Here is a 23013-nt window from a genome sequence, read left to right as displayed (position 1 = left end):
TGATTATATACAATTGTGAACAATCTAATGTCCCAAACCATAAACATAGAGGCACGGAAACCCGTTTGGATAGCCTTATCGGAATTCTATCTTGATACGGAATTGGAAGGGATGGATTACAGACATATTGCCCGTATTATAATGGAAAGTCCGTATTCTATTGAAGAAGTAAAGGAAATAAACAAGTATGAGATTTTCCCCGTGCTACAAAAAAACCTCACAAGCGTTGCTGGGGAATGGGCCGGCTTCCAAGAAGAATGGCTCGTGGAGAATATTTTAAGGTCTCTAAAAAAGCGAACCAAATTGCGAAAATTTGTAATTAAGTGCTCTTGGTTGGCTTTTAAATGGATGCAAGAAGATAGTTGGAAACAATTGGAAAGAATATACTCTGAGCTTATTAAGGGTCGATAGACCAAATCATGCACTGGTTTTTAAAAAGTGAAACATATAGCAAGAAGGAAACGCTATATTCCGCAATTACAGGATTAAATGATTTTTCTTTTGGTAACGTATCTTTCTATCCTTCCATAAACAAGGCCTTAAGCTCCGTGGCATCGTTGGGCTTCATTTTACCCGCCAATACCAAGCTCAATTGCTTCCTACGCAGGGCACCTGCAAAACGTTGCTTTTCCAAGTCCGTTTCTGGTTGTAAGGGTGGTACTTCGGTAGGCTTACCGGTCTCGTCCACGGCCACAAAAGTATATATGGCCTCGTTGGCCTTGGTTCTTTTCCCATTGTAGCGATCTTCGATCCATACATCGATATAGACTTCCATAGAGGTCGTATAAGCTCGGGAAACGGCGGCTTCGACGGTAACCACACTTCCCAGGGGTACGGCAAGATTAAAAGCCACATGGTTCACAGATGCCGTTACGGTAATTCGTCTGCTATGTCTACCTGCGGCGATACTTGCCGCGCGGTCCATCCTAGCGAGTAGCTCGCCCCCAAAAAGGTTTTGAAGCGCATTGGTCTCACTGGGCAATACCATGTCCGTCATGGTCGTTCTCGATTCTGAAGGCGTTTTCGGTGTCATAGACGAAAATTTTCGGCAAAGATACGAGCCTTGGATTTTTTAAAAGGGAAAAGTGTTCGGTTATTTTTCGGAAAGAAGCCAGGCGTCCTTGGACTCGGAGCGTTTAATCCTTCTTAATTCGGATAGGGCTTCCTTGGGGTCTGTAAATCGGTCATACGTAACCATATGAAGTCCGTAGGCATTGGTACCATAATAGGCTGCCTTATAACCCTTATTTTGCAAGGATTCGATTTTCCTGTCGGCATTGGCTTTCACCCGAAAGGCTCCGGCTACAATATGGTGTTTGGCCGCATTATTGATTTTGGCTTTGGTCGTGGAAACCGCATCTACATTCACTGTGGGAAGTTCCAAAGGAGCGGTGTTGAAAAAAGTAGCTTCCTGAATCTGTCTTTCAATTTCCTTTTTCGCATCTTCCCTAACCACCTGCTGGGATTGAAATCCGTTGTTAAATACCTGATACCCGGTGAACCCAGCCGAAATGGCCAACAACAAAATTGCGGCATATTTGAGATAAGGCCTAAAGTTGGCCTGCTCCCTTTTTTCCGGGCTAATGATAAACGGGATTTTTTCTTCAAGGGCCTCGACTTCCTCTTTTAGTACCTCCCTGGCAACCGGAATCGACTTAAAGGATGAAAGCCCAAAAGAGGAGGTTAGATAATTTACCTCGTAATAGGGTTGAAATTGGACCTTGTTTTCAGAATTGTTCCAAAGTAGGCCAATATTCTTGAGACTTAGCTTTTCGCCAGCGTTCAATCTTTCTTTCCATTGCTTGGTCAAGGTTTCGATTCTAAAAAGAATATCCTCAAAAGAGGCCTTCTCCGCCTCAGCGATATAGGAAACCAACAAACCGTCATTGGATATCAACTGTTCGTTGAACGAAATGGATTTTGTGGGAGCAAAAAAGGTATTGGTTATATCGTTTATACGTGCGGAAGTCCGCTGTGTAAGAAAAGCACCAAAGTTAGGCACCACCACACAATTGTATCGATACAGTAATTCGCTTATATAGTGTTCTACTACCATTGTTGGCAAATATCAAAAAAAATAGGGGTTCATAAAATGGGTGGCATAACTTTTTATTAACATTATATTTGTAATCCCTGGCGAATAAAAATGAGCTTCATACAACATACTGCGGATGAGTTGATTGCAATACTACGATTGCAAAATATACCCAATATTGGTGATGTGATTGCCAAAAGATTGATCGCATACTGTGGAAGTCCACAGGAAATTTTTAAGCAGAAACAGAATCAACTATTAAAAATCGATGGTATTGGCACCTACACCCTAAAACATTTGTACGATGCCACATTTCTTGCCGATGCCGAAAAGGAATACCAGTTTATCCTGGATAATGAAATTGAGGTTTCCTACTTTGAAGATGCGGAATACCCAAGGTATTTGCGGAACTGTATCGATAGCCCTGTTCTGCTGTTTAACAAGGGAAATATAGATTTGGAAGGCCGAAAAATCATCAGTGTGGTGGGGACGCGGAACATTACCAGCTATGGAACCGCCTTTTGCGAACAGTTCATTGCAGATTTGGTGCCGCTAAATCCTGTAATCGTAAGCGGGTTCGCCTACGGTGTGGACATCTGCATTCAACGGGAGGCAATCAATCAAGGTTTGCAGACCATTGGCTGTCTGGCCCACGGACTGAACCAGATATATCCTAAAGTGCACAAGAAATATCAAGCCGATGTCCTGCATAATGGCGGATTCTTTACGGAATTCTGGAGCACCAGTAGTCCGGAACGGGAGAATTTCCTAAAGCGAAATCGGATTATCGCTGGGATGAGCGAAGCGACGGTTGTGGTCGAATCTGCCGAAAAAGGCGGAAGCTTGGTCACAGCCGATATCGCTAACAGCTATAACCGCGACGTGTTTGCCCTACCGGGAAGAAGTACGGATAAATACAGCGTTGGTTGCAATAACCTTATCAAGCAGCAAAAGGCCCATATGTTGACCTCAGCGGGAGATTTAATCTATCTTTTGAACTGGGACCTCCAGGAATCCCCGGTCAAAGCGGTTCAAAAGCAATTGTTCGTTGATCTGGACGAAATAGAGCAAAAAATTTATAGCTATCTACAACAGGAGGGAAAACAATTGTTGGACAGTATCGCTTTTGATTGCCAATTGCCCATTTTTAAGACCTCGGCAACGTTGCTCACTATGGAAATGAAAGGCGTTATACGGCCCTTGCCGGGTAAATTGTTCGAAGCGGTCTAGGATTTTTACAGACCGATTGGTTTGTGTTTATTTGGACCCGAAATAACAGGATTGACATTTTTACAATTCGCCGATAAAGAATGTGGCCTTATCGTTTCTTTCCGAAAAATTGAATGCTTCATAAAACACAAAACCGACCAGCTAGTCGGTTTACTTGAATTTGGTGCTTTTACCTTTTGAAAATTCAGGAGGCTCAAATACAAAAAGGAAGGAACAAATTTCCCTCTGTCTGTGCTGAGCGCAGTCAAAGTAACGGAGGAGCTAGGTGAGGTTCAATACCCCAACTTTTCCCGTACCCTGGCCAAAACGCCATCAGCTACTATTTTGGCCTTTTCCGCACCTATGGACAAAGCCTCGTCCACTTCATCCAAGTGGTTCATATAATATTCGAACTTCTCGCGTGGTTCCTCAAACTTGTTTAAAAGCAGTTCGTACAATGCCTGTTTGGCGTGCCCATATCCGTAATTGCCTCCCAAATAGTTCGCGGTCATCTCTTCAATTTGTGGCTGGGAAGCCATAATTTTATAAAGTGCGAACACATTATCCCTAGTAGGATCTTTGGGTTCTTCCATGGGGGTACTATCGGTTTGGATACCCATTATCTGTTTGCGCAGTTTTTTATCGGGCTGAAACAAATTAATAAGATTTCCCCGGCTTTTACTCATTTTGGCACCATCGGTCCCCGGCACATACATGGTCTCTTCCTGGACTTTTCCTTCGGGAACCACAAAGGTATCCCCCAATTGGGCATGAAATCTGTGGGCAACGTCCCGCGTCATTTCAATATGTTGCAATTGGTCCTTTCCAACCGGAACAATATGGGCATCGTATAGCAAAATATCCGCGGCCATGAGCATTGGATAGGTAAACAAACCGGCATTTACGTCCTCCAGTCTATCAGCCTTGTCCTTAAAAGAATGCGCTAGCGTTAGTCGCTGATATGGAAAAAAACAGCTTAGATACCAAGAAAGTTCGGTCACTTGGGGAACGTCGCTCTGACGATAAAAAACTGTTTTGTTGATATCCAGACCAAAAGATAACCAAGCAGCTGCTATGGCATAGGTGTTTTCACGTAATACTTCCGCATTCTTAATTTGGGTAAGCGAATGCATATCCGCAATAAACAAAAACGATTCGTTCTTTGGGTCACTTGCCATTTCTATGGCCGGTATAATGGCCCCCAGGATATTTCCTAAATGGGGCGTGCCGGTACTTTGGATACCTGTTAAAATTCTTGCCATTGGGTAATTTCTATAAGTCGACAAAGGTAAAACAAATAGGAAAAAACAAAGGTAGAATCGCTATTTTTGATGCATGGTTCTACTGGTACGAATAGGTCAAACGCTATACCGAATCTGGTTTTACGTACTTGTGGCGGTTCCTATCTTTCTATTTTTCCCGTTTTTGCTTTTGTTCGCGTCTAGGGAGGAATGGTACCCCAAATTCTTTTGGATGGCCAGAAACCTATGGGCCAGGCCCATTTTGTACGGTATGGGGTGTCCCCCAAAGGTTTCCTATGACCAACAATTGAAGTTTGGCAAAAGCTATATGCTCGTCGCGAACCATACCAGTATGTTGGACATTATGTTAATGCTGTGTGTGAGCAAGAATCCCTTTGTATTCGTAGGTAAAAAGGAATTGGTAAAAATTCCGGTGTTTGGTTTTTTTTATAAACGAGTGTGCATTATGGTAGACCGGGACAGCACCCAAAGTAGAACAGGAGTATATAGAAGGGCCCAAAGAAGATTGAACCAAGGTCTAAGCATCTGTATTTTTCCTGAAGGCGGCGTACCCGATGACGAAAGCATTGTATTGGACACCTTTAAGGATGGAGCCTTTAAAATGGCCATTGCCCATAAAATACCTTTAGTACCCATTACCTTCTTTGATAATAAAAAACGCTTTTCATTTACATTTTTCAGTGGGGGACCAGGTATGGTTAGGGCAAGGGTTCACGAGTTCTTTGAAACAGGTATTTTATCCGAAGAGGACAAGAGCACCCTTCGTGAAGAGGTTAGGGATATTATCTACCAAGATTTAGTTTCCTCGATGGAATAAACTTTCTTTAAAACTTAAAGCTAATTCCACTATAAACACCAATGGTATAAGGGTTAAAGGTGCCATCAACATTCGAAAAGGTATTTAACTGATACTTGAATAGAGGCTCAATGTTCAGTTTTAATTTTTGTGAAAATTGATACCCCAGTCCTATTCCAAAGTTGGCACTGAAGTTCAAGTCGTTGACATTGTTAGCCTCCCCTATTTGGGTGGTCAGGCTACCAGAAGTTAGATCTACTTGGTTCTCCACAAGGAACAGTGAACTTACACCGCCAATCACATGTACCCCGAATTTATTATTGACCAGGGCATAACTTAACTCTACAGGTACTTCCAGGTATCCCAACTGTTGTGCCATGACCCCAGACCTGTTGGCGGTTCTTGCCGATACATCAAAGGATTTACTATCCAAGTTCAATGCGGCATTACTGGAGGATACCACCAAATTTTCCGCAGTTTGGGCGTAGTTGATATTGGAAATGCGATTTTGGCTCAAGGCCGATATGGAGGAGGTAAAGTAAACATCATTGGTATCATACCCATAATCCACCTTGTGTACCCCGGACCGTATGGATAGCCTTGGGTTAATCTCATAGGCTACAGAAAGTCCATAACTCATATTGACATTACCGGATTTGGCGTTGGCACTAAACATGGGGCTTACAGGAGAACCCGTTCCCAAAGCATCAAAATATACCGGTGCAATACTTGGCCCAGCAGACCATTTATTCTTCGAAGTTTTGGAAGCAGCAATTTCTTCTTCTTCCTGGTCCTGAATCTCGTCGTACAAGGATTTTTTACCTTCGGAGACCGTACTTTGGTTATTTTCTGTTTCTTCCTTGAAAGCGATTGCTTCGGTATTCGGTTTTACCAAGGGATTATCCATGGAAGGGTCGGCCACCTGATTCTTTCCTTTTAGTTCACCGGTTGTTTTGTTCCCTGATAGTAAGTTTTCCGATTTGTTGAATTTTTTACCTGGTTCAGTGTCGGCAATTTTGGATTGGTTTGAAATATTCTCGGTTTCATTTTTAGCAGCATTGCGAATTCCACCATTGGTAGCAGGTGTGCTGCGAGAATTATCCGTTTTCACGATGGATCCTTCCGGTTGGGAGTTGGTATTGGTGTCGATTTCTGAAGGATTTACATCCTTGGGCGCACTTGAAACAGCATCTTTGGCACGTATGGTCTCTTTCAACAACTTGTCATCACTTTCCTTTTGCTCCGTATCCGTAACGCTATTGACATTTGGGTAATTACCAGTGTCAAAAGGATTTAACAGTAGAAAGCTAAAGACCACTACTGCAGCTACTCCGGCAAGTCGCCACCATAGTGGCAAAATTCTTTTCTTCTTTTTTCTGTCCAATGATGATGCTATGGCAACCCATACCTTATCATCAGGTGTCTCTTCAAAACCTTTGAATTTTTCTTGAAAAAATTTATCTAAATGCTTCTTGCTCATTATTCAAAACTCATATTTCTACGTATTCCCAATGGAATCAAAAACAATTTCCAATTATAATCACCAAACCAATGATGGATTGTGATAGTTTACTCTCAATTTTATCCTTAAGTAACATTCTTGCCCTTGCCAAATTGGATTTGGACGTACCTATCGAAGTCCCCAGCATCTGACTGATTTCCTTATGGCTATAACCGTCCAAGACATATAGGTTGAATGTTGTCCTGTATTTATTTGGCAATTCCTGTATATATCCCAATAAGGATTGAAGCCCTATATCTGCGAAATTGGATTCCAAGGTCACTTCTTCGGGCATGTTCTCGTTCACCACGCTTAAATATTCCTCTCGTCTATATTTCTGCAATACCGTGTTTATGGTAATACGCTTTATCCATCCTTCAAAGGAACCCGTTGACTTGTATTGGCCTATTTTTTCAAAAATGGTCATAAAACTATCGTGTAGGTTATCCTCCGCTTCTGTCTTGTTCCTGGAATATTTCAAACAAATGCCATAGAGAACACCCGCATACTGTTTATACAATAGCTCTTGGGCCTTTCGCTCGCCTTTTTTACATCTATGTACCAGTTCTTCCAGCAACAAATATGTTGGTTATGTTTTTTACATCTAGTTTACAGGAACGACAACCTCAAAAAACTCGGGCTCACCAGCACTATTATCTCCTTGATAGAATCTAAAGGTATAGGGTTGGTCATATTTAACAATGAAGTTAAAGGAAGCCTCTTCTTGGGTTATCGCCTTGGTACAAGATACCAAATCTGTCATTGCAACACCTATAGCAACCACATTTCTTATAGTCGTGTCTTCTTTGGTCACATCAAATCCTTCATATTGCGTACATCCATCTGGCAAGGAATAGGTTACGTTTATTTGGTACGTTTCGTTCAAAATAAAGGATTCCGGTAATTCCGCACTCTCAATACGTAATGCCTTAAAATTGAAGTTGGGTTCGTCATCATCTAGGGAACAACCACCTAATAGTAATGCGAACAACGCGACCACTAGGGTATATTTTTTCATCATCGTTACAATTTCTTTTACAAGAAAGATGAAAATTTATTCTAAAGGTTGCGTTTTCCCCTTGATTTTTAGTGGAGAGGAGTACTTTTAAAAGATAGTAACCCAGCCTTATCCGCTGGAGTGAAAAATCAAAATGTACAATCCTTTAAGTACTTTTAAAGGACCTGGATTTAAAGAAGTTTAATTATTAACGGCGTTAAGGGCATCGCGTATTTTACCGTCCAATTCATCCAATAATTCAGGATTGTCCAATAAAAGGGATTTGACGGCATCCCTTCCTTGACCTAGTTTGGTATCTCCATAACTGAACCAGGAACCGCTTTTCTTTATGATTTCGTATTCTACCCCAAGGTCAATGATTTCTCCAACTTTGGAAATGCCTTCTCCGTACATAATATCAAACTCGGTAGTTCTAAATGGAGGTGCAACCTTGTTTTTGACCACTTTTACTCGTGTCTTGTTACCTTGGATGTTACCATCTGTATCTTTGATTTGGGTAGAACGTCTAATATCCAATCGAACGGAGGCATAAAATTTTAGTGCGTTTCCGCCAGTAGTGGTTTCTGGGTTACCGAACATCACCCCGATCTTTTCACGTAATTGATTAATGAATATAACGGTACAGTGCGTTTTGCTTATGGAGCTTGTTAGTTTTCTAAGTGCTTGAGACATTAACCTTGCGTGAAGTCCCATTTTGGAATCACCCATTTCACCTTCGATTTCACTCTTTGGAGTCAGTGCGGCAACAGAATCGATGATTACAATGTCAATTGCCCCGGAACGAATCAAGTTATCCGTTATTTCCAAAGCCTGCTCCCCGTTGTCCGGTTGGGAAATGATTAGGTTATCAATGTCGACCCCCAATTTTTGGGCATAAAAACGGTCAAATGCATGTTCCGCATCAATGAAAGCCGCTATCCCCCCTTTTTTCTGTGCCTCCGCAATTGCATGTAACGTGAGCGTGGTCTTACCAGAAGACTCCGGTCCATATATTTCAATGACCCTACCTCTTGGGTAACCGCCAACGCCCAAGGCTATGTCAAGTCCTAGGGATCCTGAAGGAATCACCTCTACATCTTCAACAACACTGTCCCCCATCTTCATTACGGCACCTTTTCCATAGGTCTTGTCCAGCTTATCCAGGGTTAGTTTTAGGGCTTTTAATTTGGCTTCTTTATCGGAACTCATCACGTATTTTTTAGGAATGCTAAATTAGTGTTTCTTTTCGGAAAAAAGAATATCCACATTTATTACGCAACCATTTTGGACATTTTCTATCTAGTTGAAAAGCGTGAGAACAAAACATGGTTTTGTAAGCAGTTTTTAGTGTTACAGGTATTAAAGGTCATTTCCTAATAAACTAACTCAACAAATGCTGTGAAGAGGAAAAGCAGGAATGGCCAAACAAAAGTCCCGATTTAAATCGGGACTTTTTTGTTACCGGCAATTAATAGCCGTTCCTACTGGATTTTATATCTTTGCCGCTCAAAATTTGTTAACTTAAAATATTAGTATAGCATGCAACTGTACAATACCTTAAGTGCAAAGGAAAGAGCTGCCCTCATTGAAGAGGCCGGTCAAGACCGCTTGACCATTTCTTTCTATAAATATGCACACATTGGCAATCCCGGTATTTTTAGGAATCATTTGTTCATTCATTGGAACGACCTAGATGTTTTGGGCCGTATTTATGTGGCCCACGAGGGAATCAATGCCCAATTATCCGTTCCTGCGGAAAACTTTCAGAGGTTTAAGGACTTTCTAGACAGTATTTCCTTTTTGGAGAATGTACGATTGAACATTGCAATAGAACAGGATAATATGTCCTTTCTGAAATTGAAGGTCAAGGTTAGGCATAAAATTTTGGCTGATGGACTAAACGATGCCACTTTTGATGTCACCAACAAAGGGGTTCATGTAAATGCCCAGAAATTCAACGAGTTGATCGAGGACCCGGATACGGTGTTGGTGGATATGAGAAACCATTACGAAAGTGAAATAGGACATTTTAAGAATGCCATTACCCCAGATGTGGATACGTTTAGGGATTCCTTGGATATTATTGAAAAAGACCTTCAGGACCATAAAGAGGACAAGAAATTGGTCATGTACTGTACGGGGGGTATCCGTTGTGAAAAGGCCAGTGCTTATTACAAGCATAAGGGGTTTAAGCAAGTCTATCAACTGGAAGGAGGTATAATAGAATATGCCAGGCAAGTTGAGAAGCAAAGGTTGGAGAATAAGTTTTTGGGCAAGAATTTCGTTTTCGACCATAGAAGGGGCGAACGGATTAGCAGTGATATCATTTCCCAATGCCATCAATGTGGGGAACCCTGTGATGACCATGTAAATTGCGCCAATGAGGCCTGTCACCTATTGTTCATACAATGTAAAAAGTGTGCCGAAAAAATGAACGATTGCTGTTCTAATCACTGCATGGAAATCCACGCCTTGCCCTATGAGGAACAAAAAGCCCTAAGAAAAGGTATGGTAGTGAGCAATAAAATTTTTAAAAAGGGTAGATCGGAAGTACTAAAGTTCAAAAGGTAACCTCAATGATTTACTCTTGATTATGTATTCCATCCATAATGCAAAAAAAGAGCACTTTTTTTCGCTCAGATTTTGATTATCTTTACAAGAAGATTTTTTATGAACCTAGTTTGGTGGGTCCCATAGGATTTAACCAAATCAATATATAAAATATGGGTTGTAGTAGTTGTTCTACCGGTAAGGATGGACAACCAAAGGGATGCAAGAATAACGGTACTTGCGGTACAGATGGTTGCAATAAATTAACTGTTTTTGACTGGCTTTCAAATATGTCGCTTCCTAATGGCGAGCGGCCATTTGAATATGTTGAGGTGCGCTTTAAGAACAGTAGAAAGGAATTTTTTAAAAATACGGAAAGCCTTTCCCTTTCCATTGGGGATATCGTGGCTACCCAGGCACAGTCCGGCCATGACATTGGCATGGTCACGCTCACCGGGGAACTAGTACGCGTTCAAATGAAGCGCAAGAAAATAGATCCGGCAAAGGAGGAACTTCCCAAAGTTTATAGAAAGGCCACTCAAAAAGATATTGATATCTGGCAAAAATGTAGGGACAGGGAAGAGGAAATTAAAAAACGATCTCGGGAAATCGCCATTATCTTGAATTTGCAAATGAAGATTTCCGATGTGGAATTCCAGGGCGATGGTTCCAAGGCTACATTTTACTACACAGCAGAGGACCGGGTAGATTTTCGACAGCTTATAAAGGATATGGCCAAAGCTTTTGGCATTCGTATAGAAATGCGACAGATAGGCTACCGACAGGAGGCCCAGCGCCTAGGGGGTATTGGGTCCTGTGGCAGGGAATTGTGTTGTTCTACCTGGCTGACCGATTTTAGGTCTGTAAGTACTTCCGCGGCCCGTTATCAGCAACTTTCGTTAAACCCCCAAAAATTGGCAGGGCAATGTGGTAAATTGAAGTGTTGTCTAAATTACGAGTTGGATGTATACCTGGACGCCCTAAAGGACTTTCCACCCCAAGACACCAAACTTAATACGGAAAAAGGACTTGCCTTTTGCCAAAAAACGGATATTTTCAAGGAATTGCTTTGGTTCTCATATAAAGACGAACCTGCCAATTGGCACGTACTATCCAAGGATCAGGTGAACGAAATCTTGGAGAAGAACAAGAAAAAAGAGAAGGTTCCAAGTTTGGAAATTTATGCAGTGGACAATATTACGGAGGATAAAGTAGTTTTTGAAAATGTGGTTGGGCAAGATAGCCTTACCAGGTTTGATAGGCCAAAGAAGAAATCCAAGGGCAATAGAAACCGCAATAGGAAAAAGAATAATACGAATAATAACAGAAAACGAAATAGGAGCAATAAAAATGCGTAGCTATCTTTTTTTGATGTTAGCAATATTTCTTCTCGCCTCGTGTAATACAACTGGGGTCACCTCTGAATATAAGAGCCTAAAGGGGGCTGTTTGGAACAAGGATGATATTCTTGAGTTCAGCTTCACAAAAATGGATACGGTACAGGAATATAATATGTTCATTAATGTACGCAATGACGATACTTTTCCCTACAGCAACTTGTTTTTGATAACATCCCTTAGTACCCCAGAGGGAGAAGTACTACAGGATACTTTGGAATACACTATGGCCTTGCCGGATGGCACTTGGTTGGGAAAAGGGACCGGTAGTTTAAAGGAAAATAAATTATGGTATAAGGAAAACATCGTTTTTCCCGTTTCGGGCGTATATACATTAGAAGTCTCGCATGCGATGCGAAAAAACGGTACTGTTCAAGGAGTGATTTCATTGGAAGGTGTAACCGATGTAGGTATTGAAATAAAAAAAAGTAACCCCTAGGCTCATGGCAAAAGCGGTAAAAAAGAAAAGCGATCCTGGCTTTTCCAAATACATCAAATGGTTTTGGATTTTGTTTGCATCGGGCATTGCCTTCATTGCGTTGATTTTTCTATCTGCGTCATGGGGTTTTTTTGGAGAACTTCCGCCGTACGAATATTTGGAAAATCCACAAACCAATCTAGCTTCCCAAATCATTTCCTCGGATGGGGAACTATTGGGAAAATTTTATTTGGACGATAACCGTACCGATGTAAAATATGAAGATTTACCGGAGAATTTGGTAAACGCTCTGGTCGCAACGGAGGATGCCCGTTTTCAGGACCACTCCGGAATTGACTTTAGGGGAACGGTACGGGCCTTTTTCTTTTTGGGCACAAGGGGTGGCGCCAGTACGATCAGTCAGCAATTGGCACGGCAATTATTTGTGGGCGTAAGATCTAGAAATAAGCTGGAAACCTTACAGCAAAAAATCAAAGAGTGGGTTCTTGCCACAAGGTTGGAGCGCAGCTATACCAAGGAAGAAATCATCAGTATGTATTTCAATATTTATGATTTTGGAAACAATGCGGATGGTATTCGCTCTGCGGCCCGGATTTATTTTGGCAAGGAGCCAAAGGATTTGAAAATCGAGGAATCTGCCATGTTGGTTGGAATGTTCAAAAACTCCTCCCTCTTCAATCCTTTACGTAGGGAGGAAATGGTGAAAACCAGGAGAGACGTGGTTTTGGCGCAAATGGCCAAATACGATTACATTACCGAGCAGGAAAAGGACTCCCTACAGGCTTTGAAAATGGATATCAACTTTAATCCAGAGAACCATAGGGAGGGGTTGGCCACGTACTTTAGGATGTATTTGCAGCGTTTCATGAAAGATTGGATCGATAAAAATCCCAAACCTGCCTTACCTGGAGAGCGGGATAAATGGAACATCTATTTGGACGGCTTAAAAATATATACCACTATAGATTCCAAAATGCAGGCCAATGCGGAAGAAGCGGTATACGAACATATGGCTAATTTGCAGACGGAGTTCTTTAATCAAAATACACCGGAGCGTAACCCAACAACTCCCTTCTTGGACCTAACCCCGGAAGAAACGGAAGGCATTATGGAAAGAGCCATGAAAAATTCGGATCGTTGGAGGGGGATGAAAGCCGCTGGAAAATCAGAAGAGGAGATACGGAACTCCTTTTCCAAAAAAACCGAAATGACGGTCTTTGATTGGAAAAGCGATACCCGTGAGAAGGATACAATTATGACCCCAATGGATTCCATTCGGTATTACAAGACCTTTTTACGGGCCGCCATGATGTCCATGGAACCCCAAACGGGCCATGTAAAGGCCTGGGTAGGCGGAATTAATTACAAGCATTTTCAATATGATAATGTTATTCAGGGAGCAAGACAGGTAGGTTCTACATTTAAGCCTTTTGTCTATGCAGCGGCCATTGACCAGTTACGACTTTCCCCCTGTGAAAAGTTGCCGGACACACAATATTGCATTGAGGCAGGCAAACATGGAAATATGGAGGCATGGTGCCCTAGGAATTCAGACTTAAAGTATACAGGTAAGGAAATGACACTGAAAAATGCCTTGGCCAATTCGGTCAATACGGTAACCGCACAATTGATTGACAAAGTAGGCCCCAAATCCGTAGTGGCCATAGCCAAAAATTTGGGTATGTCCGGAGATGTTCCCGAAGTACCCTCTATAGCGTTGGGCACTTTGGATGCCAATATTTATGATATGGTAGGAGCTTATGGTGCTTTCGCCAATCAAGGGGTTTATGTAAAACCGGTTATGGTGACCCGGATAGAGGATAAAAACGGAACGGTACTATACGAATATGTTCCTGAAACAAAAGATGTCTTGAGCAAGGAAGTGTCCTATGCCATGATCGATTTAATGAAAGGTGTGACCCAAGGGGGGTCAGGTACTAGATTAAGGCATAACTACAATAAAAACAATACGGTATATAAGGAAATTATGACAGGGTATCCTTATGAATTGACCAATCCCATTGCTGGTAAAACCGGAACTACCCAAAACAATAGTGATGGCTGGTTTATGGGCATGGTGCCTAATTTGGTCACGGGGGTTTGGGTAGGTGGCGAAGAACGATCGATTCATTTTAAGAACATTCTATATGGACAAGGGGCCTCCATGGCACTGCCCATTTGGGGATTATATATGAAAAAGAATTACGGGAACGAGGAGTTAGGCGTATCCAAAGAGGATTTTGAAAAACCGGAAGATATGACAATAGTTACGGACTGTACCAAGTTCGTAGAAGACCAACAACAAGACTTACAAATCGAGGACGACTTGGACGATTTGGATTTTTAAATAAAATAGCTGGCAATAAAATCTTTTTAAAGCTTCGGGGATGACCGGGGCTTTTTTATTTTTTTCGATTTAAATGCCTTATTTTAGTAATATGTCATTGAAAGTTTATTATGATTAGAAAAACTGTATCAAATGTGAGAGAAGCCCTTGCTGGGGTAAAGGATGGAATGACCTTTATGCTTGGAGGATTCGGCTTATGCGGAATCCCAGAAAAAGCCATAGATGAGCTGGTGCGATTGGGCATAAAGGACATTACCTGTATTTCCAATAACGCCGGGGTGGATGATTTTGGTTTGGGGCTTTTGCTTCAAAAACGGCAGATAAGAAAAATGATTTCGTCCTATGTGGGTGAAAATGATGAGTTTGAAAGGCAAATGCTCAGCGGGGAATTGGAAGTGGAACTGACACCCCAAGGAACCTTGGCAGAAAAATGTAGGGCGGCCCAAGGGGGTTTTCCAGCTTTTTTTACCCCTGCAGGATATGGAACCGAGGTGGCTGAAGGTAAGGAAACTAGAGAGTTCAATGGTAAAATGTATGTGCTAGAGGAGGCTTTTAAGGCAGATTATTCCTTTGTGAAGGCGTGGAAGGGCGATGAGGCCGGAAACCTTATTTTTAAGGGAACCGCACGGAATTTTAACCCGTGTATGTGTGGAGCGGCCAAAATAACTGTGGCTGAGGTGGAGGAATTGTTACCTGCCGGATCTCTGGACCCCAATCAAATCCATGTCCCCGGAATTTTTGTACAACGAATATTTCAGGGAAAAGGATACGAAAAACGTATTGAACAACGAACCGTAAGAAAAAGAGGTTAAAAGATGCTTGATAAAAACGGAATAGCAAAGCGTATAGCTCAGGAAGTTAAGGATGGATATTATGTTAACCTAGGTATCGGTATACCTACATTGGTGGCAAACTTTGTTCGGGACGATATTAGCGTGGAGTTTCAAAGCGAAAATGGTGTATTGGGCATGGGTCCCTTTCCTTTTGATGGCGAGGAGGATGCCGATGTTATAAATGCGGGCAAACAGACCATAACCACATTGCCCGGGGCCTCTTTTTTTGATTCGGCCACCAGCTTTTCCATGATCCGGGGAAAACATGTGGACCTTACCATTTTGGGCGCTATGGAAGTTGCGGACAACGGTGATATCGCCAATTGGAAAATTCCTGGTAAGATGGTCAAAGGCATGGGCGGGGCCATGGATTTGGTATCATCTGCAGAGGATATTATCGTTGCTATGATGCATACCAATAGGGCTGGGGAATCCAAATTATTAAAGAGGTGTACGTTACCACTCACCGGTGTAAAGTGTGTAAAAAAAATAGTTACGAACCTGGCGGTGTTGGAGGTGGGACCTGAAGGCTTTATCTTATTGGAGCGTGCGCCTGGGGTATCCGTAGAAGACATAAGGCAGGCTACAGAAGGCACGCTGATCGTATCTGGGGAAATTCCGGAAATGAAGGTCGATTGAAGCATAAGGGATTGCATTTCATCGGTGAATTAGGGTATGTTGTTTTATTCACAACATTCTAGGACATCTTCACAACATTAATTCGGTTTTAACTAGTCTTTGGGCCTATCTTTACGTCACTGATGTGAATAACCCAAAGTAAAAACAAAACTTGACCTATAATGGATACCCAGAATTACATTCCTAGAGAAGAAAAAGTGCAAGTATACCATAACGATTTTTTGAGTGGTTTTGTACGATTGACGAAAAAGCTGTTTATGCTTTAAGTCGCAACAAAAGAAAAAAAGAGCAACTCCCCCAGGTTGCTCTTTTTTTTTGCATTAAAATTTATATTTCATCAAAGGAGGTTTACCCAATGGGCAATTCTCTTAACCCTTAAATTAACATATGCTAGATTTAACTTATTTCACAACAAGTCATTATATTTTTGCCACAAAAATAAAATTGTAAGAAAATTATTACATAATATTGGTATGAAGTTTAAAGAGAATCCCAAATAACTCTAAAACTTAACCTACTATGAAATCTTTATGGAATTATCTAATACCATTCTTAATGGTGGTTTCATGTTCTAAAATTGAGAACAACAATGATCCTGTGATTGGAATATGGAAGAATAAAGTCAAATCTGCTACAAATAGCAATAAATTGGTGGTGGATGAGGAAGAATGGATTTTTAATGATGTATACCTTGGAAGGTTTCAAGGCTATGAAAATGGAGAAATTACATTTTATACCGATTTTAAGTGGACTTTTGATGGAGAAAAGTACTCTATTTCATATCCCGGTACAGATTTTCCAGAGGTCAAAGTCATTATGGTCGAAGCGGATGGAAAGATATATCTGAATCATATAACTGGAAAACCTTTCGCTATTAGGCAACCTTGAAAAAATAAAATTAACAAATACCCATATTAACCTACTTATGCTTTCAATTATAGATGGACCTCAATAAGTTCTATGTAAAAATCAAAATAGGACGTGGCAATTCTCACCCAAGTATTTTTCAAGCTTATAAGTAAGCTATTTTGATTCTAGAAGAAACAAGAATAAGGAGCAAAGAAATTTGCTCCTTATTATTTTCCAACCAACCTAGAATTACTTATAAATATCCCTATTTTTAAGCTCCATTCTAGTCTTTGGTATTCATTGTAAAAATTTTCAATTCTATGAACAGATACTGTTTAACTATTGTTTTTTGTTTTTTTAGCTTTCTTTCTATTCTGGCACAAGAAAGTAACCTATCGGAATTGAAAATAGCGGATATCATGAACGGCAATGATTTTATAGGCCATCGTCCTTCCAATGTTTTTTGGGCAACGGACCAATCCGCCATTTATTTTGATTGGAATCCGGATATGGCATTTAGTGATTCGCTCTATAGCTATAGATTTATAACCAAGGATATTGAAAAAGTCGATTTTCTTGAAGCGGAAAATCTTCCCGCAACGCAAAAGGTGGACCATCCCACGCAAAACAAATCTGTTTATACCAAAAACGGGGATATTTTTCTCCTGGACAATGCTACAGGCAAATCCATGGCCATCACCAAAACCAAGGAAAGGGAATCCAACCCCCATTTCACGGACAATGGTAAAAAAGTGGCATTTGTTAATGGATCAAATCTTTTTTCGTGGGATATGGAAATCGGGGTTTTGGAACAGCTTACCGACTTTGTAGAGAAGCTGAAAGAAGACCCAAAGAGGAGCACTAAGGATGAATGGCTGTACGAAGATCAATTGGAACTTTTTGGCGTATTACGAGAAAGAAAGGAAAAAAGGGAGTTGGGTGAGCGAATCTCCAAGAAATTGGACGCCCTTGAACCCCTGCCCATAGCGACCGGGAATAAACAGGTCATCAACCAAACGGTTTCGCCAAACGGGCGCTATGTGACCTATGTGTTGATGGATACCCCAAAAAACAAAAACACCATGGTTCCCCATTTTGTAACGGAATCAGGGTATACTGAAGAGCAAACTACCCGAACAAAAGTGGGCGACGAACTTCCAACATATGAAATGTTCGTGTACGACACAAAAAGGCGTACAAACTATCCGGTTGTGCTGGATAGCTTGGAAGGACTAAACGATGTTCCGGAATTTATGAAGGATTATCCCGATAAAACCTATGAAAACAAAAATCCCATCGGTAGAATAGGTAATCCCACATGGCATCCTGATGGAGAAAAGGCCATTTTGGACCTTCAGGCCAGCAATTATAAAGACAGATGGCTGGTGCTGTTGGATGCGGCAACCGGAATTATAACCCAACTGGACCGTCAACATGATGATGCTTGGATTGCGGGGCCTGGAATTACGGGTTGGTTCAATGGGGGTGACCTTGGTTGGATGCCAGACGGGAAGAGTATTTGGTACAAATCGGAAAAAACGGGCTATGCCCACCTGTATACCATGGATATGGATGGAGGGAATAAAAGGGCCCTTACCTCAGGGGAATTTGAGATTTACGATCCCTTTATTTCCAAGGATAAAAAACGCTGGTATTTTACGGCGAACAAAGATCATCCAGGGAATCGTCAATTTTATACGATACCGTTAAAAGGAGGCAAATTGCAAAAATTGACCCAGTGGGAGGGAAGAAACGACGTAAGGCTTTCGCCGGATGAAAAACAAATGGCCATCCTTTATTCGTATTCGAACAAGCCAACAGAACTTTATGTACAGAAAAATCCGGTGTATGGAAAAAGCGGCGACCCAGTGAAAATCACCGAATCCAATACGGAAGCCTTTAATGCATACTCATGGAAAGACCCTGAAATCATTACTTTTCCGGCAGCTGATGGGGCCAATGTTCATGCTAGGCTCTATACCCCAGATGCGAAAGTAAAAAATAATGCAGCCGTAATTTTCGTGCATGGCGCAGGGTATTTACAAAATGCACATAAGTGGTGGAGCTCCTATTACAGGGAATATATGTTTCACAATCTATTAGTGGATAATGGATATACCGTCTTGGATATTGATTACCGGGGAAGTGCGGGTTACGGCAGGGACTGGCGTACGGGAATCTACCGTCATATGGGCGGTAAGGACCTTTCAGATCAGGTAGATGGCGCCAAATACTTAGTAGATAATTATGGTGTTGACACAGACAAAATAGGTATCTATGGTGGATCCTACGGTGGATTTATAACCTTAATGGGCATGTTCAACGCACCCGATACCTTTAGTGCCGGTGCGGCCATTCGCTCCGTAGGGGACTGGGCGGCATACAATCATCCGTATACCGCACATATTTTAAATACGCCGGTGGAGGATAGCTTGGCCTATAAAAGAAGTTCTCCTATCTATTTTGCCAAAGGTTTGGAAGGAAAGTTGCTGATTTTACATGGAATGGTCGATGATAATGTGCATTTTCAGGATATGGTCCGATTATCTCAACGGTTAATAGAGTTGGGTAAGGAGAATTGGGAAATGGCGGTGTATCCCGTAGAACGTCATGGATTTGTGGAACCGAGCAGTTGGACCGATGAGTACAAGCGCATCTTTAAACTCTTTGAGGAAACCTTGACGGACTAAAGATGTCAAATATCCCGAAACTTGAATTTGTGCCGTGCAAACCTTGCGATGTGGAGCAATTGATGTCCATATCCAGAACCACTTTTTCCGATGCGTTTCGCAATCAAAACGATCCAGCCGATTTCAACTCGTATTTGGAACAGGCATTTTCCAAAGAGCAATTGTGCCGAGAACTGGAAAACCCAAAAATGACTTTTTATTTTGTGTATTTTGAGGGTGTTTTGGCGGCCTATTTTAAATTGAACGAAGGTGATGCCCAAACCGATATAAAACAGAAGGACTCCATGGAACTGGAACGAATCTATGTACTCAAGGCCTTTCAGGGAAAGCAATTGGGAAAGCGAATTTTGGATTGGATAAAGGATAGGGCTGGTAATGTTGGAAAATCATTTCTATGGTTGGGTGTTTGGGAGAAAAACCCGCGCGCCATAGTCTTTTATGAACGACATGGATTTTACAAATTTGGGACACATCCCTACTTCATTGGAAATGATAAGCAAACCGATTATTTAATGCGATATGATGTTATAACCAGATAAAACTATGAGTATGAAAAGTTACAAGAACATCTTTTTTTTTCTTTTGTTTTCCTGTGCGTTGAGTGGCCAGGAATACTACTTTCCCAAACCCAATGCCAGTTGGGAACAAAAAAAGCCACAAGAATATAAAATCAATACGGATAAACTTCAGGCTGCGGTGGATTTCGCCCAAGCGAACGAATACTCGGGTTCAAGAGACCTTAGAATTGCCATCTTGAAAGGATTTGAAAAGGAACCTTTTCATAAAATCCTAGGTCCTACCAAAAAACGGGGCGGACCTGCGGGCATGATACTTAAAAATGGATATATCGTGGCCCAATGGGGAGATGTAAAACGTGTGGATATGACGTTTAGTGTTACCAAAAGTCTTCTGAGTACTACCGCAGGACTGGCATTGGACCGTGGTTTTATTTCTTCCACACAGGACAAGACAGGTGATTATATATGGGATGGTACCTTCGATGGGGAACACAATTCGAAAATTACGTGGGAACATTTATTGCAACAAAATTCCGCTTGGTCCGGTGAATTATGGGGAGGTAAGGATTGGGCCGATCGTCCGCCCAGTGAAGGCGGCATAGACGATTGGAAATTTGAACAGCCCAAGGAGCCCGGTACGTTCATGGAGTATAATGATGTTCGTGTCAATGTGCTGGCCTATGCATTGACCCATGTCTGGAGAGCACCATTGCCACAGGTATTAAAGCAAAACATTATGGACCCTATTGGTGCGAGTACTACTTGGCGGTGGTACGGATATGATCACGCATGGACGGAAATCGATGGGATCAATATGAAATCCGTAACCGGGGGAGGTCATTCCGGTGCAGGTCTATTTATCAATACAGAGGATATGGCCCGCTTTGGACTGTTATTTCTAAACAATGGTAAATGGAATAATGAACAACTCATAAGTGAAGATTGGATTCGGCAAGCCATTTCACCCTCTACTCCAAATGTCAATTATGGCTACATGTGGTGGTTGAATAAAAAAGGTGACAGGCACTGGGACGGATTATCGGAGAACATTTACTACGCCGCAGGATTTGGCGGGAATTTTATCGTCATAGACCCTGAAAACGAAATGGTCGTAGTCACCCGATGGTTGGAACCAAATAAAATCGGGGAATTTATGTCCAAATTGAATGAGGCACTGGACTAAAGCGAGGACAAAATTTCCACAGCATTCTCTAGCGTTTCTTGCTTTTTCGCGAAGCAAAATCGGAGTACTTTATCATCCCTGTTGTTGACATTAAAAGAAGATATGGGGATACTCGCCAGTTTATGTTCCAGTATAAGTTTTTTGGCAAACTCTTCGTCCGATTCTTGGGTAATTTGGGTATAATCCAACAGTTGGAAATAGGTGCCTTGCGTGGGGATGAACTTAAATTTGCTATCGGCAAGGCCTTCAAGAAATAGGTCTCGCTTCCTTTGATAAAAATCATTAAGTCCAAGATAATGTTCGGGGTTTTTTAAGTATTCCGTCAATGCACGTTGAACCGGATGGTCCACACAGAAAACGGCAAATTGATGCACTTTTCTAAATTCCTTCATTAGGGCTTTAGGAGCCGCGCAATAGCCTATTTTCCAACCGGTAACATGAAAGGTCTTGCCAAAGGAGGCACATACAAAACTTCGTTCTGCCAGATCAGTATACCTAGAAGCGCTTTGATGCTCCTTTCCATCAAAAACTATATGTTCGTATACTTCATCACTCAATACCAAAATATTCGTGCCTTTAAGAATTTCCTGTAACTGTAGCATGTCATTTTCGGAAAATATTTTTCCGCTTGGGTTGTGCGGCGTATTGATAATCACCATTTTGGTTTTTTTGGTGATTTTGGCTTTGAAGGCTTCCCAATCAATTTTATAATCTGGGACATTCAATTGTAGAAATATAGGTATTCCCCCGTTGACCTTAATGGCAGGCTCATAACAGTCATAAGCAGGTTTTAACACGATTACCTCATCGCCTGGATGTACAAATGCCGTTATGGCCGTGTAAATGGCTTGCGTAGCACCTACGGTAATTGTTATTTCAGTTTGTGGATGATACTGATGACCGTGGAGTGTTTGAATTTTTTCTGAAATAATTTCTCTTAAGCCATAATAGCCCTGCATTGGGGCATATTGGTTATGACCCTGTTCCATAGCTTGGTTCACCAAGGAAATTAGTTTGGCATCCGCTTCAAAATTTGGAAACCCTTGGGACAGGTCAATAGCGTTATGTTTTCGGGCCAAATTCCCTACGGTGGTAAAAATGGTGGTTTTTACATAGGGCAATTTGGATTTAAGTTTTTTTTCCTTGTTCATAGTCATAAAAATAAACTAAAAAAGCCCGAGTCGAAACCCGGGCCTTTCTAAACAACTAAACTAATAAATTAAGCATGTTGCTCTTTATGTTTCCCTTCCTTGATTTCCTCAATTAACTTAGAGTTAAAGGCAGGTAGGTCGTTAGGATTTCTACTGGTCACAAAGCCATCATCCACAACAACTTCTTTATCCACCCATCTAGCTCCTGCATTGATAAGATCATCTTTGATGGAGCTAAAGGATGTAAGGGTTCTTCCTTTTACTACATCGGCACTTATTAAAATCTGAGGAGCATGGCATATAGCTGCCACCGGCTTTTTCATGCTAAAGAAATCCCTAACAAAAACCAGGGCATCTTCGTTCCTTCTCAAAGTATCTGGGTTTATTACACCACCAGGTAGCATTAAGGCATTATAATCTTCCGCTTTTACATCAGAAAGATTTCTATCCACATTATAGCTATTTGACCAGTTGCCATTGGCCCAACTTTTTATTTTCCCGTTTTCGGGGCTTATGATGTCCACTTGAAAACCTTCCTTTTCCATGGCTTCCTTTGGTGACTTTAATTCACTTTCTTCAAATCCGTGTGTTGCTAAAATTGCAATCCTCTTCATTAT

22 protein-coding genes are annotated in these 23013 nt (G+C 41.5%); 13 read left to right on the top strand and 9 right to left on the bottom strand.

Annotated features, from left to right (window positions below; translation table 11 throughout):
• Positions 1-27: 27 nt before the first annotated feature.
• Positions 28-411: a DUF7079 family protein gene (locus tag DZC72_RS05140; RefSeq protein ID WP_125221795.1), complete on the top strand. Its 384-nt coding sequence runs from the start codon at positions 28-30 to the stop codon at positions 409-411.
• 106 nt (positions 412-517) lie between these two features.
• Here the strand turns inward: DZC72_RS05140 and DZC72_RS05135 are convergent, their stop codons facing one another.
• Positions 518-1033, bottom strand: coding sequence for an acyl-CoA thioesterase (locus DZC72_RS05135; RefSeq protein ID WP_125221794.1), 516 nt, complete (start codon positions 1031-1033; stop codon positions 518-520).
• A gap of 60 nt (positions 1034-1093) precedes the next feature.
• Complete coding sequence (locus DZC72_RS05130) at positions 1094-2056, bottom strand: HU domain-containing protein (RefSeq protein ID WP_125221793.1); 963 nt, start codon at positions 2054-2056, stop codon at positions 1094-1096.
• A 90-nt stretch (positions 2057-2146) separates the two neighbouring features.
• Here DZC72_RS05130 and dprA point away from each other — a divergent pair, with 90 nt between their 5' ends.
• Entirely contained in the window at positions 2147-3265 is a 1119-nt protein-coding gene (dprA, locus tag DZC72_RS05125; RefSeq protein WP_125221792.1) for a DNA-processing protein DprA, read from the top strand.
• Positions 3266-3537: 272 nt separating this feature from the next.
• Here dprA and trpS read toward each other — a convergent pair whose 3' ends face one another.
• A complete protein-coding gene (gene trpS / locus DZC72_RS05120; RefSeq protein WP_125221791.1) occupies positions 3538-4506 on the bottom strand; it encodes a tryptophan--tRNA ligase in 969 nt (322 codons plus the stop codon).
• A 73-nt stretch (positions 4507-4579) separates the two neighbouring features.
• Between trpS and DZC72_RS05115 the strand changes: the two genes are divergently transcribed.
• Positions 4580-5323: a lysophospholipid acyltransferase family protein gene (locus DZC72_RS05115; RefSeq protein ID WP_125221790.1), complete on the top strand. Its 744-nt coding sequence runs from the start codon at positions 4580-4582 to the stop codon at positions 5321-5323.
• Positions 5324-5330: 7 nt separating this feature from the next.
• Here DZC72_RS05115 and DZC72_RS05110 read toward each other — a convergent pair whose 3' ends face one another.
• The 4 genes from DZC72_RS05110 to recA form a co-directional block, all read right to left on the bottom strand.
• Entirely contained in the window at positions 5331-6782 is a 1452-nt protein-coding gene (locus tag DZC72_RS05110) for a porin family protein (RefSeq protein ID WP_125221789.1), read from the bottom strand.
• Between the two features lie 37 nt (positions 6783-6819).
• Complete coding sequence (locus DZC72_RS05105) at positions 6820-7383, bottom strand: RNA polymerase sigma factor (protein WP_125221788.1); 564 nt, start codon at positions 7381-7383, stop codon at positions 6820-6822.
• A 24-nt stretch (positions 7384-7407) separates the two neighbouring features.
• A complete protein-coding gene (locus tag DZC72_RS05100; RefSeq protein ID WP_165869276.1) occupies positions 7408-7824 on the bottom strand; it encodes a hypothetical protein in 417 nt (138 codons plus the stop codon).
• A 177-nt stretch (positions 7825-8001) separates the two neighbouring features.
• On the bottom strand, positions 8002-9009 hold the full coding sequence (recA, locus tag DZC72_RS05095) for a recombinase RecA (protein ID WP_125221787.1): 1008 nt from the start codon (positions 9007-9009) through the stop codon (positions 8002-8004).
• A gap of 330 nt (positions 9010-9339) precedes the next feature.
• Here recA and trhO point away from each other — a divergent pair, with 330 nt between their 5' ends.
• From trhO to DZC72_RS05045, 10 genes are all read left to right on the top strand, one after another.
• On the top strand, positions 9340-10371 hold the full coding sequence (gene trhO / locus DZC72_RS05090) for an oxygen-dependent tRNA uridine(34) hydroxylase TrhO (RefSeq protein ID WP_125221786.1): 1032 nt from the start codon (positions 9340-9342) through the stop codon (positions 10369-10371).
• A 152-nt stretch (positions 10372-10523) separates the two neighbouring features.
• A complete protein-coding gene (locus DZC72_RS05085) occupies positions 10524-11708 on the top strand; it encodes a PSP1 domain-containing protein (RefSeq protein WP_125221785.1) in 1185 nt (394 codons plus the stop codon).
• Between the two features lie 13 nt (positions 11709-11721).
• Positions 11722-12186 carry a gliding motility lipoprotein GldH gene (locus tag DZC72_RS05080; RefSeq protein WP_243641644.1) on the top strand — a complete coding sequence of 155 codons (465 nt, stop codon included), beginning with the start codon at positions 11722-11724 and terminating at the stop codon, positions 12184-12186.
• 4 nt (positions 12187-12190) lie between these two features.
• Positions 12191-14533: a penicillin-binding protein 1A gene (locus DZC72_RS05075; protein WP_125221783.1), complete on the top strand. Its 2343-nt coding sequence runs from the start codon at positions 12191-12193 to the stop codon at positions 14531-14533.
• 110 nt (positions 14534-14643) lie between these two features.
• Positions 14644-15345, top strand: a complete 702-nt coding sequence (locus tag DZC72_RS05070; protein WP_125221782.1) for a CoA transferase subunit A — start codon at positions 14644-14646, stop codon at positions 15343-15345.
• A gap of 3 nt (positions 15346-15348) precedes the next feature.
• Positions 15349-16005 carry a 3-oxoacid CoA-transferase subunit B gene (locus DZC72_RS05065; protein ID WP_125221781.1) on the top strand — a complete coding sequence of 219 codons (657 nt, stop codon included), beginning with the start codon at positions 15349-15351 and terminating at the stop codon, positions 16003-16005.
• 519 nt (positions 16006-16524) lie between these two features.
• Positions 16525-16893: a hypothetical protein gene (locus DZC72_RS05060; protein ID WP_125221780.1), complete on the top strand. Its 369-nt coding sequence runs from the start codon at positions 16525-16527 to the stop codon at positions 16891-16893.
• A gap of 281 nt (positions 16894-17174) precedes the next feature.
• Entirely contained in the window at positions 17175-19544 is a 2370-nt protein-coding gene (locus DZC72_RS05055) for a S9 family peptidase (protein WP_125221779.1), read from the top strand.
• 29 nt (positions 19545-19573) lie between these two features.
• Positions 19574-20083, top strand: coding sequence for a GNAT family N-acetyltransferase (locus DZC72_RS05050; RefSeq protein ID WP_243641643.1), 510 nt, complete (start codon positions 19574-19576; stop codon positions 20081-20083).
• A 10-nt stretch (positions 20084-20093) separates the two neighbouring features.
• Positions 20094-21245: a serine hydrolase domain-containing protein gene (locus DZC72_RS05045; protein ID WP_125221777.1), complete on the top strand. Its 1152-nt coding sequence runs from the start codon at positions 20094-20096 to the stop codon at positions 21243-21245.
• Here DZC72_RS05045 and DZC72_RS05040 read toward each other — a convergent pair.
• Complete coding sequence (locus DZC72_RS05040) at positions 21242-22396, bottom strand: methionine aminotransferase (RefSeq protein WP_125221776.1); 1155 nt, start codon at positions 22394-22396, stop codon at positions 21242-21244. The two genes, DZC72_RS05045 and DZC72_RS05040, sit on opposite strands and share 4 nt — an antisense overlap.
• A gap of 68 nt (positions 22397-22464) precedes the next feature.
• Positions 22465-23010, bottom strand: a complete 546-nt coding sequence (locus tag DZC72_RS05035; protein WP_125221775.1) for a type 1 glutamine amidotransferase domain-containing protein — start codon at positions 23008-23010, stop codon at positions 22465-22467.
• Positions 23011-23013: the final 3 nt, after the last annotated feature.

Origin of the sequence: Maribacter algicola (assembly GCF_003933245.1) — a bacterium.
GTDB classification, from domain to species: Bacteria; Bacteroidota; Bacteroidia; order Flavobacteriales; family Flavobacteriaceae; genus Maribacter; species Maribacter algicola.
Note: the sequence above shows the minus strand (reverse complement) of the source record. Positions and strands in the feature narration are given on the sequence as shown.